This is a genomic window from Corynebacterium axilliensis (assembly GCF_046097495.1).
Taxonomy (GTDB): Bacteria; Actinomycetota; Actinomycetes; order Mycobacteriales; family Mycobacteriaceae; genus Corynebacterium.
This window is the reverse complement of sequence record NZ_CP175768.1, coordinates 1,842,848-1,859,295: the sequence shown is the minus strand read 5'-3', so window position 1 is coordinate 1,859,295 and position 16,448 is coordinate 1,842,848. Positions and strand designations below refer to the sequence as shown.

The following is a 16,448-nucleotide window of genomic DNA, read 5'->3' as shown; positions in this document are numbered from 1 at the left end:
TTAACGGTTCTCGGCGAGGAAATGTTCCGCATCAATTGCCGCGCGGCAGCCGGAGCCAGCCGCGGTGATGGCCTGCTGGTAGTGGTCATCCACCAGGTCACCGCAGGCGAACACACCCGGCAGTGAGGTCTTGGTAGAGGGCTGCTCCACCTCGACGTAGCCAGCGGCGTTGGTGGCCACCTGGCCCTCGAGGAAGCCCGAGCGCGGGTCGTGGCCAATCGCCACGAACATAGCGGTGACGTCGAGCTCGCTGAGCTCGCCGGTGAGTACGTTCTTGACCTCGAGGCCGCCGACCTTGCCGTCCTTTTCCAGGACGCGCTCCACGGTGGTGTTGGTCAGCCACTTGATCTGCTTGTTCTCCTTGGCGCGCTCCAGCATGATCTTGGAGGCGCGGAAGTTCTCGGAGCGGTGGATGATGGTCACGGACTCGGCGAACTTGGTGAGGAAGGTGGCTTCCTCCATGGCGGAATCGCCGCCGCCGACGACGGCAATGTTGTGGCCCTTGAAGAAGAAGCCATCGCAGGTGGCACATGCGGACACGCCGCGGCCGGCCAGCTCGGATTCGCCTGGAATGCCAAGGTAGCGCGGTGCAGCACCGGTGGCGAGGATGACCGTGCGGGCCTCAAATACCTCATCGCCCACGTGCAGCTTCTTGATCTCGCCCTCGAGCTCGATGGAATCCACAACCTCCATGCGCAGGTCCGCGCCGAAGCGGATGGCCTGGGCGCGCATCTCCTCCATGAGCTCCGGGCCCATGATGCCCTTCTGGAAGCCCGGGTAGTTCTCCACCTTGGTGGTGTTCATGAGTTCTCCGCCGTATTCGAAGCCTTCGAAGACGATCGGGTTGAGTTCCGCGCGCGCTGCGTAGAGGGCTGCGGTGTAGCCGGCGGGGCCGGAGCCGACGATGGCGACATCGTGGATAGTCACTAAAAACTCCCTTAAGACGACAATTCCTGTACAGAATCTGGTTCATGTCCGCGCCTCGCGCGCGGAGGACCGGAGGACCGGTGGACACTGAGATTCTACTCGGGCCTAGTCTATCGCCGCACGCAACGCCTGACGCGCCCGGGCACGCCGTGACTTCACCGTGCCGGGAGCTACGCCCTGAACCTTGGCCACCGTGGCGATGGGATAACCGGCGACGTCCGTCAGGTACAGCGCCTGGCGCTGATCCTCGCGGAGGGTCTGCATGGCCTGGGCCACCGTGATGTGCTCCGCTAGGTGTTCGCTGGGGTTGTGCGCGAGCGCGTAGTTGCGGTCATCCTCAATGATGTCGGAGTCCAAGGAAGCGTTCTCCCGGTTGGAGCGGTGGTTGAGGAAGTCGTAGCCGGAGTTCATCACCAGCCGGTGCAGCCACGTGCTCAGCGCGGCATCGTGCCGGTAGGACTGCATGTTGCAGCTGGCCTTGAGCAGGGCCTCCTGCACGATGTCCTGCGCATCATGGTCGTTGCGTGTGTAGCGCCGCGCCATGGCGGTCAGGCGCGCGCGGTGCTTTTCGACGATGGCTGAAAAGGCCTTGGTATCTCCGCCAATGAAGGCGTCGACGAGTTCACGATCGGTCGGCTGAGCAGACAAGAAGAATCCCCCCGGAAACTACAGATGACAAACGGGTCACCACATGCCCCAGCTAAAGCCGATGGTTAGTGATTGTCCCCCCGTTAATGTGTCTGCGAGTCTACGGGAAGATTCTTCAGTCCGCTACGCGAAGCTTCCGCTTCGCAACGCAGTAAGCAGGATGCTTACTGCGTGGAGTTCAAATTTAACGTGTAACGCGGAGCGTTAATGACGTTTCGCGTTATTGGGGGGTAGGTTGAAGAGCGCTGTCTCTAACTCCGGTTTTCGTTCGGCCCCGGCCCATTCCGCTACCTCGTGTGTAGAATCTGCAAGCGGTATCGGGCCGTTGAACTATTAGGTTCACCCACAGTTCCCGTGCCTGCACGCATCGAGAAGGACCAGGTGGTGAACTCGAATGACTCGCCTGGTCCAACGTGTGTGCGCTCGGCGCGTGGTTTAACTCTTATAAGACTTGCCGGTCACAGCCTCAGCGTTTCGCTCGTGCAGCCCGCAGGCCGTTCAAGATCACGATGACTTCGGCGACTTCGTGAACCAACACGACGGCGGCCAGGCCCAGCACACCGCTGATCGCCAGTGGCATCAACACGATAATGATGGCCAGAGACAGCACGATGTTTTGGTTGATGATCCTGCTGCCTCGGCGGGCGTGCTGCAGCGCCTGCGGGATCAGCCGGAGGTCGTGGCCAGTGAAGGCGACGTCAGCGGACTCGATCGCGGCGTCAGAGCCGGTTGCTCCCATCGCAATGCCCACCGTTGCGCCCGCCAGTGCCGGCGCGTCGTTGATGCCGTCGCCGATCATCGCCGTCGGCGTCTTGGAGGAGAGTTCGGCGACGATGCTTGCCTTGTCCTCCGGGCGCAGCTCGGCGCGCACGTCGTCGATTCCGGCGATTTCAGCCAGCGCCCGGGCGGTACGAGTGTTGTCGCCGGTGAGCATGCTCACTTCCACATCGTTGGCGCGCAGGGTCTGCACGGCTTCGGGCACCTCGGGCCGCAGCTCGTCGCGGACGCCGATCGCTCCGGCGAGGGTGTCATCGACGGTGACCAGGACGCAGGTCTGGCCTTCGGATTCCATGCGCTCAACGTCTGCCTTCAGTGGCCCGGCGTCGATCCACCGGGGGCTGCCCACCAGCAGGCGTCGGCCTTCGACGGTGCCGCCGATGCCATGTCCGGCTTCCTCGCTGATGTCCAGGGCGGCGGGTGCTTCGGGCTCCGCTGCCGCGATCGCCGCGGCGAGGGGGTGCGTCGATTGCTGCTCAACTGCCGCAGCGAAAGCAAGCACCTGAGCCCGATCGAATCCCTCTGCCGGGACCACTCCGTTAACCTCGGGCTGGTTGCGGGTAAGGGTTCCGGTCTTGTCTACCGCTAGGTGACGGATGCCGCCGAGTCGCTCGAACGCCGCGCCGGACTTGATGACTACTCCGAACTGGCTGGCCGCGCCGATCGCGGCCACGACCGTCAGCGGCACGGAGATTGCCAGCGCGCACGGCGACGCTGCGACCAGGACCACCAGCGCACGGGTGATCCACGTCTCGGGGTCGCCCAACAGCGAGCCGATCACGCCGACCAGCACCGCCAGGATCATCACCCCGGGCACTAGGGGTCGGGCAATCCGGTCGGCGATCCGGGCGCGGTCACCCTTCTCCGCCTGCGCCTGCTCGACGAGGTCGACGAGTGTGGTCAGCGAGTTGTCCGTTCCAGCTGCGGTCGTCTCGACCTCAAGCACACCGGCGGAGTTGATCGCTCCCGCGGGTACCTCGTCGCCGGGCGCAACCTCCTCCGGAATGGATTCTCCGGTGATCGCTGAGGTGTCAAGGCTGGAGCGTCCGGACCGAATGATGCCGTCCGTGGCGATCCGCTCTCCGGGGCGCACGAGCATCAGTTCGCCAACCTCAAGGTCCTTCGCTGCGACCTTGACCGACGTGCCGTCGCGCAGCACCGTCGCGGTCTGCGGTACCAGCTTCAACAGTGCCCGCAGTCCGCCCTGTGCCCGGTCCATTGCCTTGTCTTCAAGCGCCTCGGCGATCGAGTACAGGAACGCTAGCGCCGCGGCCTCTCCGACGAAACCAAGGATCACCGCGCCGACCGCGCTGATCGTCATAAGCAAGCCAATGCCGAGCTTGCGCTTCGTGACAAGGTTTCGGATCGCGCCGGGCGCGAACGTATACGCCCCTAGCAGCAGGCCGACCCAGAACAGTACTGTCGCGGGTGTCTCTACCCCGGACCAGTCCAGCGCCAGGCCTATGCCGAGGGCTACGCCGGAGAAGATCGGCAGTAGCAACTCGGGGTCCTTCCACCATGGCCGATCGAGTTCTTCGATCTCTGTGGCGGGTTCGTGTGCGCATCCACACGCCGAGCTCATGCGTCCGTTCCTTTCTCGCCGCAGCCGGGTACCGAGCATGCAGGGTCGATGCACGGGGCGTTTTCGTCGACAGCCAACGTCGCGTTCACCAGCGCGTTGAGCGCTGCCGCGAGGTGCGGATTGGCGATTTCGTAGCGTGTCTTGCGGCCCTCCGGCTCGGCGACGACGATGCCGCAGTCGCGCAGGCAGGTCAGGTGGTTCGAGACGTTCGAGCGGGTCAGGTCCAGGTCGCGCGAAAGCACGGCCGGGTAGCTCGGGCCGTCGAGTAGGGTCATCAGGATTCTGGAGCGCGTCGGATCCGCCATGGCCCGGCCGAGCCGGTTCATGACGTCGAGGCGTGAAGCAATGGTCAGCATGTGTTGAACAATACATCGTGTGCTGAACTATTCAAAATGCGCTGAACTGACAGTTACGCGAAGGTCCTGCGACCTACAAGAATTAGTCGATGGGATAGCAGATGACTGATCCTTTGTGGTTCGGCTGCCACCCAACGCGGGAGCGACGTGGGCGGCGAGGTTCTCGAGAAAGTAACTTTGCAACTACATACCGTGGAGTTTAAGCTACAATTGTTATGTCCATAGGGTTTTTGGACATGGAGTCCGGTGTCTTCTTGGACACGGAATCCATGGAGTTCTTGGACACTTCTAGCGGTTTATGGTTATGGCCTGCGTTTCGGCCGGGGTTTGGATAGTTTCGGGTTCATCCGCGGTGGTTGGCGATGTTTCATTCCTTCAACGAGGTTGATGTTGATCTGGCCACCTGGTGGCCTGTGGCTCAACGTGATTGGCAGCGGCACGCTGAAGAGGAATTCACCGTCATGGGCCGTGTAAAACTCCGCAACGTTATCGGCTGTGACCGTGGAGTAGAGCCTGCGGTTTTTAAACCTCAGACCAATGTAGAGACCGAAGCCGCACACGCGTACAACGCCATCTTTGCTCACGCAGAGCTGGTCTGGGATGCCCCAATGGTTTGTTGAATTTGTCGTCGGCACCGTTAGTGTGGGGGTATCGGTGGAAGGTATGCCCTGCTGAGCTGCCATGTCATCGGTGCTGGCCTCGTGTGAAGTTGCCGCTTCCACGGGGCCGTTTAGCATTTCGGGTACAGCGTGTGGATTGTGAGCCTGGTTGTAGGCGACTACGCGGGCCCAGACCTGCTCAGGATCGAGTGGATGCGTAGGCGACGGTGCCTTGGGGAAGGTATCGAAAGCCTGGCGTGGTGTGATGTGCATTTTGCCGACCAGCAGTGATTGATGCCGTCGTCGCTCGTTGTACACCTGGCGATATTCAGCCAGATAGGCGTTGACCTCAGCAAGGCTAACTGGGTGGCGTGCATCGAGGAACTGGGTCAACGTGCGGTGAGAGCGCTCGTCTTTTCCCTGGGTTGTCGGGGCGAAACCAGCAATAGCAAGAACGCCTTGGCTGGCGAGCCAAGTTTCAGTAGCAGAGAGAAAACCACGGTGATAGGTGGCAAACGCATCGCCATTGTCGGAAAGGATTTCTTGGGGCTTGCCGTAGGCGGCGAACGCTGCGGCCAGCACAGCGCGCGCATCAGTACCGTTTTCTGGCAGAGCGAACGCTGTGGTTCCGACATCGAACCTGCTGGCATCATCGATAACCTGGTAAATCGTGACATGTGTGTGGGCGTGGTCAAAGAGGCGATAGACCAGTCCATCGATCTGCCAGAGTTCACCGACGAGAGCGCGGGCGAAGCGCTTATAGGAGCTGCGTGGCCGTTTGCGGGCGTTGGCATCAACGAATCCCAGCTCATGAAGCCACGAGGCGATTGTAGAACGCGACGGTGTGGAATCTGGACCTACAGTGTCGAACAAGAAGTAGTAGATCGACCAAGGCCCATAATCCAAGCCTTGCTCCATCAACTCCTGCCTGGCGTGGACGACTGCGATTTTGTCGGCCTCGTGGAATTTCTTAATCGGATTCTTCGGGGCAGTCGAATCCGGCACAATGCCTGCCCGACCCTTCTGCGCTATCCGGCTTTTGATGTTGTGGTACGTCTGCCGCGAGATTCCCAATTCTTTGCAAAACTGTGTGACCGTCTTGCCGTCACGAACGGGATCGAAATCTGCGACCTTTCTACGCTTATGCAATGGAATAGCCATCCGGCTATTCCACCGCCGCAAACGTCCAAAAAGCCACTAGACATCCCGTCCAAAAACATCCTGGACTCCGTGTCCAAAATGTCGCTAGACATCACAAGTTTAAGCTACAATGTGTAGCTAAGGGCCCTATTAATAGCGTTTGACAACACGCGCTCCCATTTACCTTTGTATCTCACGAGACGCTGACGTGGATGGCCGCACCATTGACCGGCAGCGTCAGGACTGTGAAGCCATTGCAAAGCAGCGTGACTTGCACGTTGGACATAGGACTTAACGACGTCGATCAGTCCATTTCCGCGTCAAAGAAGAATGTGGCTCGCCCCGACTACGACGCCATGGTGACATCCTTTGAACGCGGTGAAATCGAGGCGATCATCTGCTGGGACCTCGAACTACCCGCCCCACGTCGGTGGACAGTCCGATCAGTCGGACAAAATTACTCCCGTACCGCAGCGTAATCAGGGGTGCACCTTAAAAACATTCGGAGGTGAGGGTAACTCCCCCTCGTTGCCCAGATACAGAATGCGCCAGTGGCATCTGTACGACGAGCCGAAGGTAGGACGAATTCCAATCCAGAGATGTCTTGCACTGTTGCGGTGCGGTTGTCTTCCTTCTCACCGTATTGCACTCCGCGAAATTAATTGGATACCATAGGCTCATGTTGATTTCAGGTTCTGTTTTCATGCGGCCGCTCACCAACCGCTAAGGCGGTTTTCTCCCTCCCGCAGGTTAAAAACCGCTCCGGTCCTTTAGCCGGGCGGCCATTTGCCATGCCCGGCTCCGTTTCAACTCCACGGAGCACACCTGATGTCTACATACGGATACGGCCGTCACGAACATGGCCAAAATTTTCTCACAGACCACAAGATCATCAACTCAATAGTCGATCTTGTAAAACAAACCTCCGGCCCCATCATTGAGATCGGTCCAGGAAGCGGTGCCCTCACTCGCCCGATATCCCACTTGGGGAGAGCAATAACGGCAGTTGAGGTAGACGCAAAACTAGCTGCAAAACTCACAAAAAGGACCGCCTCGGCGGCGGTCGAAGTGGTCCAGGATGATTTCCTCAACTACCCGTTACCCGTCACTCCCTGCGTCATTGTGGGAAACATTCCCTTTCACCTCACCACTGCCATTCTTCGAAAGTTGTTGCATGCGCCGTCATGGACTGACGCTGTACTCCTCATGCAGTGGGAAGTCGCTCGCCGCCGGGCCGGGGTAGGCGCAAGCACAATGATGACGGCTCAGTGGTCCCCGTGGTTCACATTTCACCTTGGTTCCCGAGTACCAAGGTCTGCGTTCCGGCCACAGCCAAGCGTTGACGGGGGGATCTTAGTGATCCGCCGGGTGGGTGATCCGAAGATCCCGATAGAGCAACGCAAAGCCTTTCAGGCGATGGTGCACACCGTTTTCACCGCCCGGGGACGCGGGATAGGGGAAATTCTCCGAAGGGCAGGGTTGTTTTCATCACGTTCAGAGACGCAATCATGGTTGCGCTTGCGAGGAATTGACCCCGCAACCCTACCTCCTAGATTGCGCACCAGCGACTGGATCGATCTCTTCCAGGTGACTGGTTCCTTTCCACCGCACCATCGGCCTATTTCACAATCGGGAAGTAGTCAACGCCCTCCTCAACGGAAAAAACGAGGCCGGCGGCGTTAACCCCCGCCACCAAAACCGAAATCCACCAGTAGTAGTGGACGACCAGTGCTGGTCTACCGTGAGCCGGGTTATGACAGTGATGTGTTCTCGTCGGGCACAGTCATAGTTCCCGGCGTTGCCGGCGACAGGGTTCTATACCCGGCAGCGGGGCCGATCAAAATCACCCGCACGGGGAACGACCCTGCTGGTGGTTTTGATTTTGGTGAAAGCGAGGAGGCATAGCCCCTCGCCAACTCCCCGCAGCTGGCGAACAGTAGCTCCTGGCGCTGGCGCTCATTGGTGAGTTTTCGTGCCGCACCGAAGCATTATCTACTCCGCGGTCCAATTCGTCGTGAGCCTTGAGAAGAATTGGGTCCTTCGATAACGGGTTGTAGTGATCCTCGAGTGACCGCTCGGGGTGCCGCTCGCGTGCCCGCAGCACCAACTGTCCAGCGTCGATGATTCGCTGCTGTGCCTTCTCATCTAGTTCACACAGAGCTGGTCCGCAGTGGTAACTCCCGATGTATTCCGAAAAATGAACAAATGAATAGTGGGGATACATCAACCTTCCATTTTCCATTCTTCCGGCTCAGGGTATTGAGGAATCTGGGACCGGGTCCGTAACCCGTGCCGTGCTTATTGCGCGGCACGGACGCGGTGCGCGCGACGCAGCGCATCCTGGCATTCCAGCAGCACGCGGCGAAGTGCACGCGGACGTTCGCTGCCCAAGAACTCGCTGGTGGCGGCGTCGGCCATCGCGAGATCCGGGTAGAGCCCGCGCACCAGGCGGTTGGCAATCTCGATGGGGTGCTCCTCCCACAGCTGAGACAAGGAGTCGAAGTACTCCTGGGCAAAGGCCTCGGTGAGGTGGGCCGAGCGAGGCGCGTTAAACGCCGCGAGCAGGGAATCCACCTCCGCGTTGGAGTACTTCCCCGGCGTGCGCACGAGGTCGAAGACCTCCCGCTTGACCTCGGCCGACGGGAAGGCGTGAGAAACACCCAGGTAGGCGGCGGCGCCGGTGAGCGTGTTATCGCGCGCCTTCTCCGCCTCCAGCTCCTCGGCGTCGACGGCATCGCGGGCGGCCAGCGCGCGGAGGACGGACCAGCGGATATCCGGGTCGAGGGCGAGGCCGTCGAGGGAGCCGTCGTAAAGCGCGCGCAGACGCTGCGTGCCGGACTCTGCCGGGGTGGCCGCCAACGCCTGGATGGCGGCGCGGGCGACGGTGAGCTGCGCGTCGGAGCCCGCCGGGGCGGCCTGCAGCACCTCCCAGAGGCGCTCGGCGTAGTCGGCGCGGATTTCCTCGCGCGCCGCCTCGCTCACGAAGTGGTCGATGGCGTAGCGCGCGTTGGCAAAAGCGGTGGTGAGAAGCGTGGGGTTGGACTCCGCCGGGGCGTGGTTGAGTACGGTGTCCAGGTAGGAGCGCACCGGCCACTCGCCGTCGCGGGTGAGGTTCCACAGGGAGGTCCAGATGACCGCGCGGGAGAGCTCATCGGGCACCTCGGAAAGCCGGGTGCGGATGGTCTCCAGGGAGGTCTCGTCGAAGCGGACCTTGGCGTAGGTGTGGTCGCCGTCGTTAAGCAGCAGCAACGCCGGCGCCTGCAGCCCCGAGACCTCGTCGAGGATGGTGCGCTCGCCGGCCAGGTCGACGTCGAGAGTGGCGTACTTGGCCAGGGAGTCATCGAAGAGCGCCACGTTGAGGCGGTGCGGGCGCGTGGTGTCCTCGGCGTCGACAGTGATGGCAAGCTCGTGGATCTTGTCCCCATCCGTGTGCAGCTCCGGGGTGAGAGTGTCCGGCCCCCACGTGCGCAGCCAGGCGGTGGACCAGGCATCTAGGTCGCGGTCGGTGTGCTTCTTCAGGGCGGCGAGCAGATCCTCGAAGGTCGCGGCACCGAAGGCATGCTTCTGGAAGTAGTCGCGCGCCCCGGCGTAGAAGTTCTCGCGGCCCACGTAGTGCACCAGCTGCTTGAGCACCGCCGCACCTTTGGCATACGTAATGCCGTCGAAGTTCTGGCGCGCGGCATCCACGTCCGGGATCTCGGCCTTGATGGGGTGCGTGGTGGGCAGCTGATCCTGCAGGTAGGCCCAGTTCTTGCGCTGTCCGGCGAAGTTGACCCACGCTTCGGTGTACTCGGTGGCGTTGACGGAAGCATCTGCGCCCATGAACTCCGCGAAGGACTCCTTGAGCCACAGGTCATCCCACCACTGCGGGGTGACCAGGTCACCGAACCACATGTGGGACATCTCGTGCAGGATGGTGTTGGTGCGCCCTGCATGCTGCGCGCGGGTGGCGGCGGAACGGAACAGGTAGTGCTCCGTAAACGTCACCAGGCCGGGGTTTTCCATCGCGCCCAGGTTGTACTCCGGCACGAAGATGGAATCGTACTTGCCCCACGGGTACGGGTAGCCAAAGTTCGCGTGGAAAAAATCCATGCCCTGTGCTGTGACCTGCAGTATCTCATCGTCGACGTAGTCCGCCATGGAGGCGCGGGCAAAGGCGCGCAGCTCCACTTCTAGGGACCCATCGGGGGCGGTCCAGGTGCTGTGCTTTTCGACGTACGGCCCAGCCGCAAACGCCGTCAGGTACGTCGAGAGCAGAGGGGTCGGCGCGAAGTGCGCTACTTCCCCGCTCTCCGTTTTCTCGCGGCCGACCTCTGGTTGGTTGCTTAAGAGCTGCCAGCCCTCCGGGCCGGTGAGGTACACCTCGTAGCTGGCCTTGAGATCCGGCTGGTCAAAGCAGGGGAAGATGCGGCGGGCATCGGATGGCTCCAGGTGCGAGTAGAGGTACGTCGTGCCATCGGCCTGGTCGCGCATGCGGTGCAGGCCCTGGCCGGTGCGGGAGTAATACGAGGAGCCGGTGATTTCGACCGTGAGCTCCTCCCCTACCGGGAGATCCCGCAGGTAAACGCGGCCGCCGTCGAAGGTGTTCTCCACCTCCTTGCCGTTGACGCGCACCGAGTGCACGGCCTTGCCCAGGTAGTCCACGAAGGTCTCCCGCTGCGTGGTGGTGAAGCTCATGCGCGAGGTGACCTCGTAGGAGTCGGCGTCGGTGGGCGCGCTTGTGACGTCGAGGTGCAGCTCGTAGGTGCTCAGGCGCAGCGCGGCGCTGCGGGCGGTGGCTTCTGCATGGGTGAGGTTGGCGGTAGTCATGGGCTACATCTTAAGCTCCGCTGCGCTGCGTATCACAGGGTGGTCAGGAAAGAATCCACCGTGTGTTGGGCCCGCGCTGTGGGCCATCAGGATCGATGCGCGCTTGGCCGATAGCCCGCAGGTGACGCAGTATTCCCGTGACAATTGCCCGATCTACTCCCAGTTCTTCGGCGATTTCACGCGTGGTCAGCGCAGCTCCTTCTTTGAGTTGAGCCAGGATCCAATCCTGAACGGAGGTCGCTGCAATGTGTCCCTCTATGTGTAGCCCCATCAGTGTTCGGGCTTTGGTGGTAAGTATCCATTCTCGCGCTTCCCGTAGTTGTTCTACGAAACCGAGGCTCTCATACCACCGAAGAGTATCCGCGGCCTGATCTTCGCTGACTTGCATGAGTTGGGCAGCGGTGTGGCATAGAAGGATCTGGTTGTCCATGAGGTGACGGGCAATGATGAGGCCATTGACGCTGTTGAAAGGCTCAGCGCCGAAAGCACCTTTGAGTTTGGTCACGGCCTTAACAAACGCGGTGTCAACGCGCCCAGAGGACAAAATAACTTCGACGAAGGATTCCTCGGCGCGAAGCTCCGGAATATGGCGACCACTAGACAGCATGGAAGCCCACATGCGGTCGAATCCACGGGAAGATTCTTCTGCTAACCCCAGCATCCTTAACGCTGTCATAAGGCGGGGATTGCGAGGAATTGATTGTGTTGTGAGAACTCGATCGCGCTGTACACCTGTGGGAAGACCACCGGGAGACCATACAGAGAAGGCTATGGGAGATTGATCGATGACTACCGCAGCCGACGCGTCCCAGTCTCGATGGGCTAAGGCATTAGAGACAAGCTCGTCGACAGCGGTGTCTGGGAAAGCCTTGATCGATACTTCTTGACCCGTGGCAAGGGTGATGCGCTCCACTTCTTGCTGGGCATTGACTCGAATTAGCTCTTTCAACCGCAAGTATGTGGTGATGAGGGGTGCAGAGATTTCCGTTGTTCTCGGCTCACCGCCAGGTACAAGACGGAGGAGGTGCCGAACTGTAACCTGCTGGGATACCGGAGGCATGAAAAGGATTTCGGCCGCGTATGTGGGGTTTTGTGAGCAATCCAGCAGCCCTAGTTCCCCCAGGAGTTCGCGGGCCGTCGCGGGAACAGGCTCCTGGGAGCCGGACATTGCCCTAGCTTGGGCTAGGAGGTGTCGGGCCTGATCGACGGCCGTCATATCGAGTTCCTCGAGTCCCCGCCGCGAGGGGTGAGCGGTGTAATCAGGGTTGGCGCGGTCGAAAAAGAGTGCGCGGCGTTGATGCTCGGTGAGGGGTACGCAGCGAGTGCCTACTCGCCTGCTTGCCTGTCCCTTAGGGCGCTGATACAGCGTGATGCCACGGGGAACGCGCAAGACGATGAGCCGGGCTCCACACCACTCTAGCTCTTCTGCTTCGACGTGGATGTTGGGCTGTGTTCCTTCGAAGATTTTTCTTATGAGCCAGTCCAATTCCCGTTGGGTGCCTGTAAATGCGTCTGGTCCAGATTTCTTGTCTGCGACTCCAAGCACAATGAAAGCGTTCCCGCTATCGGCATTGGAAAAGCACACGGCTTCATCGATGAGGAATTCAACAAGAGACGCGTCTGGATTGCGATTTTGCGGGTGGACGGCGGGGTCTTCTTTAAAATCAAGAATCTCGGATTCCAGGCTATCGGCGGTTGCGCCGGCTTCAATCGAGCGCAGTGCCTGGATGATGAAGTCGAGTTCGTCCTCTCTCATGGCCCCGTAGTGTAGCAGAGTTGTTTCAAACAACTCTGCAACAATTAATAAACAACTATTGGCTAATATGGCAGCTTCTGACGCGGAATTGTTCTAGAACGTGCAGGCCACAGCGTTGTGAAAGTTGTTTGAGAGTTGTTTATTACTCGGTTGCCGTGCCTCTAGTTGTTAAAAAGTTGTTGCCCGCAGTACCGGAATGGGCACTACGGGCAACAACTAAGAACAACTTTTCAAGGCGCGGTATCGCGCTTGATGGCTTACTGCTTGATGGCAGAGACCTCGAGCTCGATCTTGATCTCCTCGGAGACCAGCACGCCGCCGGTCTTCAGCGGTGCGTTGAAGTGGCCCTTCCGAAATCGGTGCGGTTGATGGAGGTCTTAGCCTCGAAGCCCAGGCGGGTGTTGCCGAAGGGATCCTCGGCCACGCCTGCTTCTCCCACCTTGAAGTCGACGGACTTGGTAGTGCCCTTAATGGTGAGGTCACCGGTGACGGTGGCGTCGTCAAGCGCGGCATGCGCCGGATCCCGCGAGCAGGGAGTTTCGGGTTCGAGGTCTGGGGAAATGCACCAGACCGGGGCGGAAGCTACAGCGTTAGTCGGTGGGGATGCCCACCAGCATGGCGTCCCGCAGGGTAACGGAACCGGACTTGGGCATGTCCGTGAACATGATGAGCGCGGCGTCGAAGGCCTCCGGCTTTTCCTTGAGCTCAATGTCCTGGCGCGCCGTCTTCAGCGTGCCGTCCGCGAGCTTGGTGAGCTTATCCACCTTCGGCTTGTCAGCGTCGAAGTCCGCGGAGTGCACGCCGTAGACCACGTACTTCGCGCCCGTGGAATTCTTCTGCGTCAGCGGCAGCACGTGCAGCTGCGTGGACTCATCGATGCTCAGCAGCAATCCCGTGTCCTCCTGCTTGGTGCTCCACGGCTTGTTCTTCAGCGTGGGCACCGTCTTGCCCTCCGGCACCGAGGTGAGGTGCACGTCCTTGAACAGGACCGGCGGCACGTCCGGGAAGGTGGTCTCCGCTGCGGAATCGGGCTTCGAGACCACCGGGGAGGTCTCCTCATTGCCAACCTGGGAGAGGATCCACACGCTCAGCGCGGCCATGGCCACGACGAAGAGGGTGGACAGCACGCCCAAGATCACGGCGCCGGAGCCGGAGTAGCCGCGGCCGCCGAAGCCCGGCACTGGGCTCGGGTCCTCCTTGCGTGGGGTCTTCTCCACCGGGATCTGCAGGGTCTCTTCGCCGTCCTCGTTATCGCCGGCGAAGGCCGCCAAGCGCGTGGCGATGTCCTCGAGATCGGAGTCTTGGCCCTCCTCGGCGTCGGCAGCAATCTCCTGTAGTACCTCCGGTGTCGGACTGGTGGAATCCACAAGGAGCGAAATGGCAGAGGCTAGTGCCGAGCGGTCGGTTTCCTCATCGTTGCTGTGCAGCACGGCGGGGAAGGCTAGGGTGGCAATGCCCTCAGTGGAAATTCGGATGCGGTTGCGGTTTTCAATTCCCAGCACAAGGCCCGCCGCGTGCGCGGCTGCCGTGGTGCGCACCAGCGGTGCCAAGGCGTGGGCAACGGCACGGGGATCGAGGTCCTTATCCTCCGAGACGGTCTTGAGCGAGGTGCCCTCGACCCAGTCCGCCACGACGAGGCAGCCTTGACGGTAGGACAGGATGTCGATGTTGGTCGCCATGGCGTCGAGCTCCAGCTCCGCGAGCTTGCGGGTGGCGCGGGATACGTCCGCGGAGCGGCGGGCGGCCACTGCCGGGGTGGCCGGGGCCATGGGGGCCTCACCGGTGGTATCGACGAAAGTCAGGGACACCACGCGGCCGGTGGCTTGCTCGCGCGCCTTCCAGAAGCGGGTACCCGCGGCAGAGCCGTAGTCCTTGAGGAGTCGGAAGCGGCCGTCGGAGACCGGGGCGCCCGGCACCAGGCGCGGCCCGCGGACAATACCGGCGGACATCGGCGGCGGCACCGGGGAGGAGTTGAAGGCATCCACGCTGAATATCGGCTGGATCTCCAGCTGCTCTGGGGCCTCGACCTCGATGGCCTCCGCATGCTCGAGCTTTATGATGCGGGACATGCCCGGGATGCGCTGCAGCTGGCGGCCCAGGTTGATGACCTCCGGCAGCTTCGAGCGCGAGAGCACCAGGCCGGTGACGGCCACGAAGACGATGCCTAGAATCATCACCTCAACGAGGTAGAAGATGGAATGTATCTGCTCGGGCAGTATGAATGACGCAGCCCAGTACAGAACCGCACACACGATGAGCCCGATGATTCCGGAGATCGTTGACCACACGACAGTTTTGGCGAGTTCGCGACCGCCCAGGCTGCCTAGTTTGCGCTTTAGAAGGAATCCACCGATAACCGCACCTGAGACAAATCCAAAGCCGTTCGCTGTTCCGAGCAGGATGACTACCTTAGAGGAGGAATCAGCCACCAGTGGCGCAAGGAGTGTGAGGACGACTTTGGTAAGAGTAATTCCTAGGATAATAAACGTTGGTGTCCACGCCTCTTCGCGAGCATAAAACACTCGGAGGTGAAGTAGGACGAGGGCATAGGGGATCAACGTAAATGCCGAGAAACAAATTGTAAGGCCGAGTTTCTCTGCACTGTCGGCACCATAGTGTCCGTATTGGAAAAGTGCGCGGGCAATCGGTACACCGAACCCAGTCATGAAAATGACGATGGGGATGAGCGCAATGAACGTCAATTTGGACCCAAGAGTGAGGTCCTTGACGATAGCTTCAACGTCGCCTTCGGCTGCGTTGCGTGAGAGTCGCGGCATGATCGCCGTGAGGAGAGTAACGCCAATGACGCCATATGGGACTTGGAGCATGAGCCAGGCGTTTTGATAAACCAGCATTGCGCCACGATCTGCATAAGAAGCCACCTGGGAAGTAACTACGTAGCCTGCTTGAGAGATCGCCACATAGGTGATGATGGCGAGTGCCATGCCGCCGAATTGCTTAATTCGGTTATCGATTCCCCACTTAGGGCGAAGGTTAATACGGGCCTTTTTGAGGTAGGGAACCAGGATGAGGCACTGTACAACGACGCCAAGCGTGGTACCGACGCCCAACAAAAGAATGTGTTTGTCCGTGACGGGAGATGGGGCAAATGGGTCAAGCGACCCTGGCACCAACCAGTACAGCATAAGGACGGATATGGCGATGATGTTATTAACAACGGGCGCCCACGCTCCAGGGCCGAATATGTTGCGGGTATTCAAAATTGCCTGGAATAGGGCGAAGAGTCCGTAGAATAAAATCTGAGGCAGAAGCAGGTACGCCAGCGATGTTGCCTGGATCGCGTTGACTTTACTGTCTCCGGGGGCCATGAGTCGTGTCAGGAGTGGCGCACCAATAACTGCGAGGATTGTGACGGCGCCTAGCAAGATGGTTGCAAGAGTGAACAATTCACGTATAAAGGTCTCGCCTCTATCTTCGTCTTCTTTTTCTGCCCTGATGAGGACAGGGACGACAAGAGACGTGAGCACCGCGCCCAGCACGATCTCGGTCACCAGGTTTGGGATCTGATTGGCTACGCCGAAGGCGTTGCCAACAATGTCACCCAAGGTCGCGCCAATCAGCATCTGACGTAGGAACCCCGTGATGCGGGAAATCAGAGTCGCAATGGCCATGGAGCCGGTGGCGCGGACGACGGCCCCGTCGGAGTTGTTGGTGGCGTCGCCGCCGGAAGGCTCTCCAGAGGTGGAGGACGAACCCTTAAGGCCCGAGCGGTCCTCCTGCTCGTCGTCGACAGCAACGACGCCGCTCGGCGCGCGCTTCTCTGGCACCGGCGCGGGCGGCGAGGGCGTGACGATCCGTCGGCGGACACCGGGTGTTGCATTATGTGTCATTGA

General features: G+C 60.5%; 11 protein-coding genes and 1 pseudogene. 2 read left to right on the top strand and 10 right to left on the bottom strand.

All coding sequences use genetic code 11. The features are described 5' to 3' along the window. The 5 genes from trxB to ACKFR8_RS08875 all read right to left on the bottom strand — a co-directional run bounded on the left by trxB (position 1) and on the right by ACKFR8_RS08875 (position 6,050). The gene (gene trxB / locus ACKFR8_RS08895; RefSeq protein WP_408929820.1) at positions 1-927 is read right to left on the bottom strand and encodes a thioredoxin-disulfide reductase; all 927 of its coding nucleotides are present in this window, start codon (positions 925-927) and stop codon (positions 1-3) included. 105 nt (positions 928-1,032) lie between these two features. Next, positions 1,033-1,575 carry a sigma-70 family RNA polymerase sigma factor gene (locus ACKFR8_RS08890; protein ID WP_042532943.1) on the bottom strand — a complete coding sequence of 181 codons (543 nt, stop codon included), beginning with the start codon at positions 1,573-1,575 and terminating at the stop codon, positions 1,033-1,035. A gap of 466 nt (positions 1,576-2,041) precedes the next feature. Beyond that, entirely contained in the window at positions 2,042-3,934 is a 1,893-nt protein-coding gene (locus ACKFR8_RS08885; protein WP_408929799.1) for a heavy metal translocating P-type ATPase, read from the bottom strand. Next, positions 3,931-4,290, bottom strand: coding sequence for a Cd(II)/Pb(II)-sensing metalloregulatory transcriptional regulator CmtR (locus ACKFR8_RS08880; RefSeq protein ID WP_408929819.1), 360 nt, complete (start codon positions 4,288-4,290; stop codon positions 3,931-3,933). The genes ACKFR8_RS08885 and ACKFR8_RS08880 overlap by 4 nt, the downstream gene beginning before the upstream one ends. Before the next feature lie 302 nt (positions 4,291-4,592). Beyond that, a complete protein-coding gene (locus ACKFR8_RS08875) occupies positions 4,593-6,050 on the bottom strand; it encodes an integrase core domain-containing protein (protein ID WP_408929761.1) in 1,458 nt (485 codons plus the stop codon). 807 nt (positions 6,051-6,857) lie between these two features. On the opposite strand from ACKFR8_RS08875, the gene erm reads away from it, so the two are divergent. Together erm and ACKFR8_RS08865 are read left to right on the top strand one after the other, a co-directional pair. Beyond that, on the top strand, positions 6,858-7,712 hold the full coding sequence (erm, locus tag ACKFR8_RS08870; protein WP_070536900.1) for a 23S ribosomal RNA methyltransferase Erm: 855 nt from the start codon (positions 6,858-6,860) through the stop codon (positions 7,710-7,712). A gap of 45 nt (positions 7,713-7,757) precedes the next feature. Continuing rightward, positions 7,758-7,934 carry a hypothetical protein gene (locus tag ACKFR8_RS08865; protein ID WP_408931022.1) on the top strand — a complete coding sequence of 59 codons (177 nt, stop codon included), beginning with the start codon at positions 7,758-7,760 and terminating at the stop codon, positions 7,932-7,934. On the opposite strand, the gene ACKFR8_RS08860 is transcribed toward ACKFR8_RS08865, so the two are convergent. From ACKFR8_RS08860 to murJ, 5 genes and pseudogenes are all read right to left on the bottom strand, one after another. After that, positions 7,873-8,253: a type IIL restriction-modification enzyme MmeI gene (locus tag ACKFR8_RS08860; RefSeq protein WP_321969374.1), complete on the bottom strand. Its 381-nt coding sequence runs from the start codon at positions 8,251-8,253 to the stop codon at positions 7,873-7,875. The genes ACKFR8_RS08865 and ACKFR8_RS08860 overlap by 62 nt on opposite strands. 74 nt (positions 8,254-8,327) lie before the next feature. Beyond that, positions 8,328-10,838 (bottom strand): aminopeptidase N, encoded by a 2,511-nt coding sequence (pepN, locus tag ACKFR8_RS08855; protein WP_296135098.1) that lies wholly within the window; start codon positions 10,836-10,838, stop codon positions 8,328-8,330. Positions 10,839-10,881: 43 nt separating this feature from the next. Beyond that, entirely contained in the window at positions 10,882-12,594 is a 1,713-nt protein-coding gene (locus tag ACKFR8_RS08850; RefSeq protein ID WP_408929818.1) for an ATP-binding protein, read from the bottom strand. A gap of 257 nt (positions 12,595-12,851) precedes the next feature. Beyond that, positions 12,852-13,096: pseudogene (locus tag ACKFR8_RS08845) on the bottom strand (YceI family protein); the annotation flags it as partial. Between the two features lie 88 nt (positions 13,097-13,184). Further along, a complete protein-coding gene (gene murJ / locus ACKFR8_RS08840; protein ID WP_408929817.1) occupies positions 13,185-16,445 on the bottom strand; it encodes a murein biosynthesis integral membrane protein MurJ in 3,261 nt (1,086 codons plus the stop codon). Positions 16,446-16,448: the final 3 nt, after the last annotated feature.

What these genes read in the sequence shown, in the direction of transcription:
- ACKFR8_RS08875 (WP_408929761.1), bottom strand. Translation starts at nt 6,050, where the DNA reads ATGGCTATTCCATTGCATAAGCGTAGAAAGGTCGCAGATTTCGATCCC.
- ACKFR8_RS08880 (WP_408929819.1), bottom strand. Translation starts at nt 4,290, where the DNA reads ATGCTGACCATTGCTTCACGCCTCGACGTCATGAACCGGCTCGGCCGG.
- ACKFR8_RS08860 (WP_321969374.1), bottom strand. Translation starts at nt 8,253, where the DNA reads ATGTATCCCCACTATTCATTTGTTCATTTTTCGGAATACATCGGGAGT.
- ACKFR8_RS08885 (WP_408929799.1), bottom strand. Translation starts at nt 3,934, where the DNA reads ATGAGCTCGGCGTGTGGATGCGCACACGAACCCGCCACAGAGATCGAA.
- murJ (WP_408929817.1), bottom strand. Translation starts at nt 16,445, where the DNA reads ATGACACATAATGCAACACCCGGTGTCCGCCGACGGATCGTCACGCCC.
- ACKFR8_RS08850 (WP_408929818.1), bottom strand. Translation starts at nt 12,594, where the DNA reads ATGAGAGAGGACGAACTCGACTTCATCATCCAGGCACTGCGCTCGATT.
- erm (WP_070536900.1), top strand. Translation starts at nt 6,858, where the DNA reads ATGTCTACATACGGATACGGCCGTCACGAACATGGCCAAAATTTTCTC.
- pepN (WP_296135098.1), bottom strand. Translation starts at nt 10,838, where the DNA reads ATGACTACCGCCAACCTCACCCATGCAGAAGCCACCGCCCGCAGCGCC.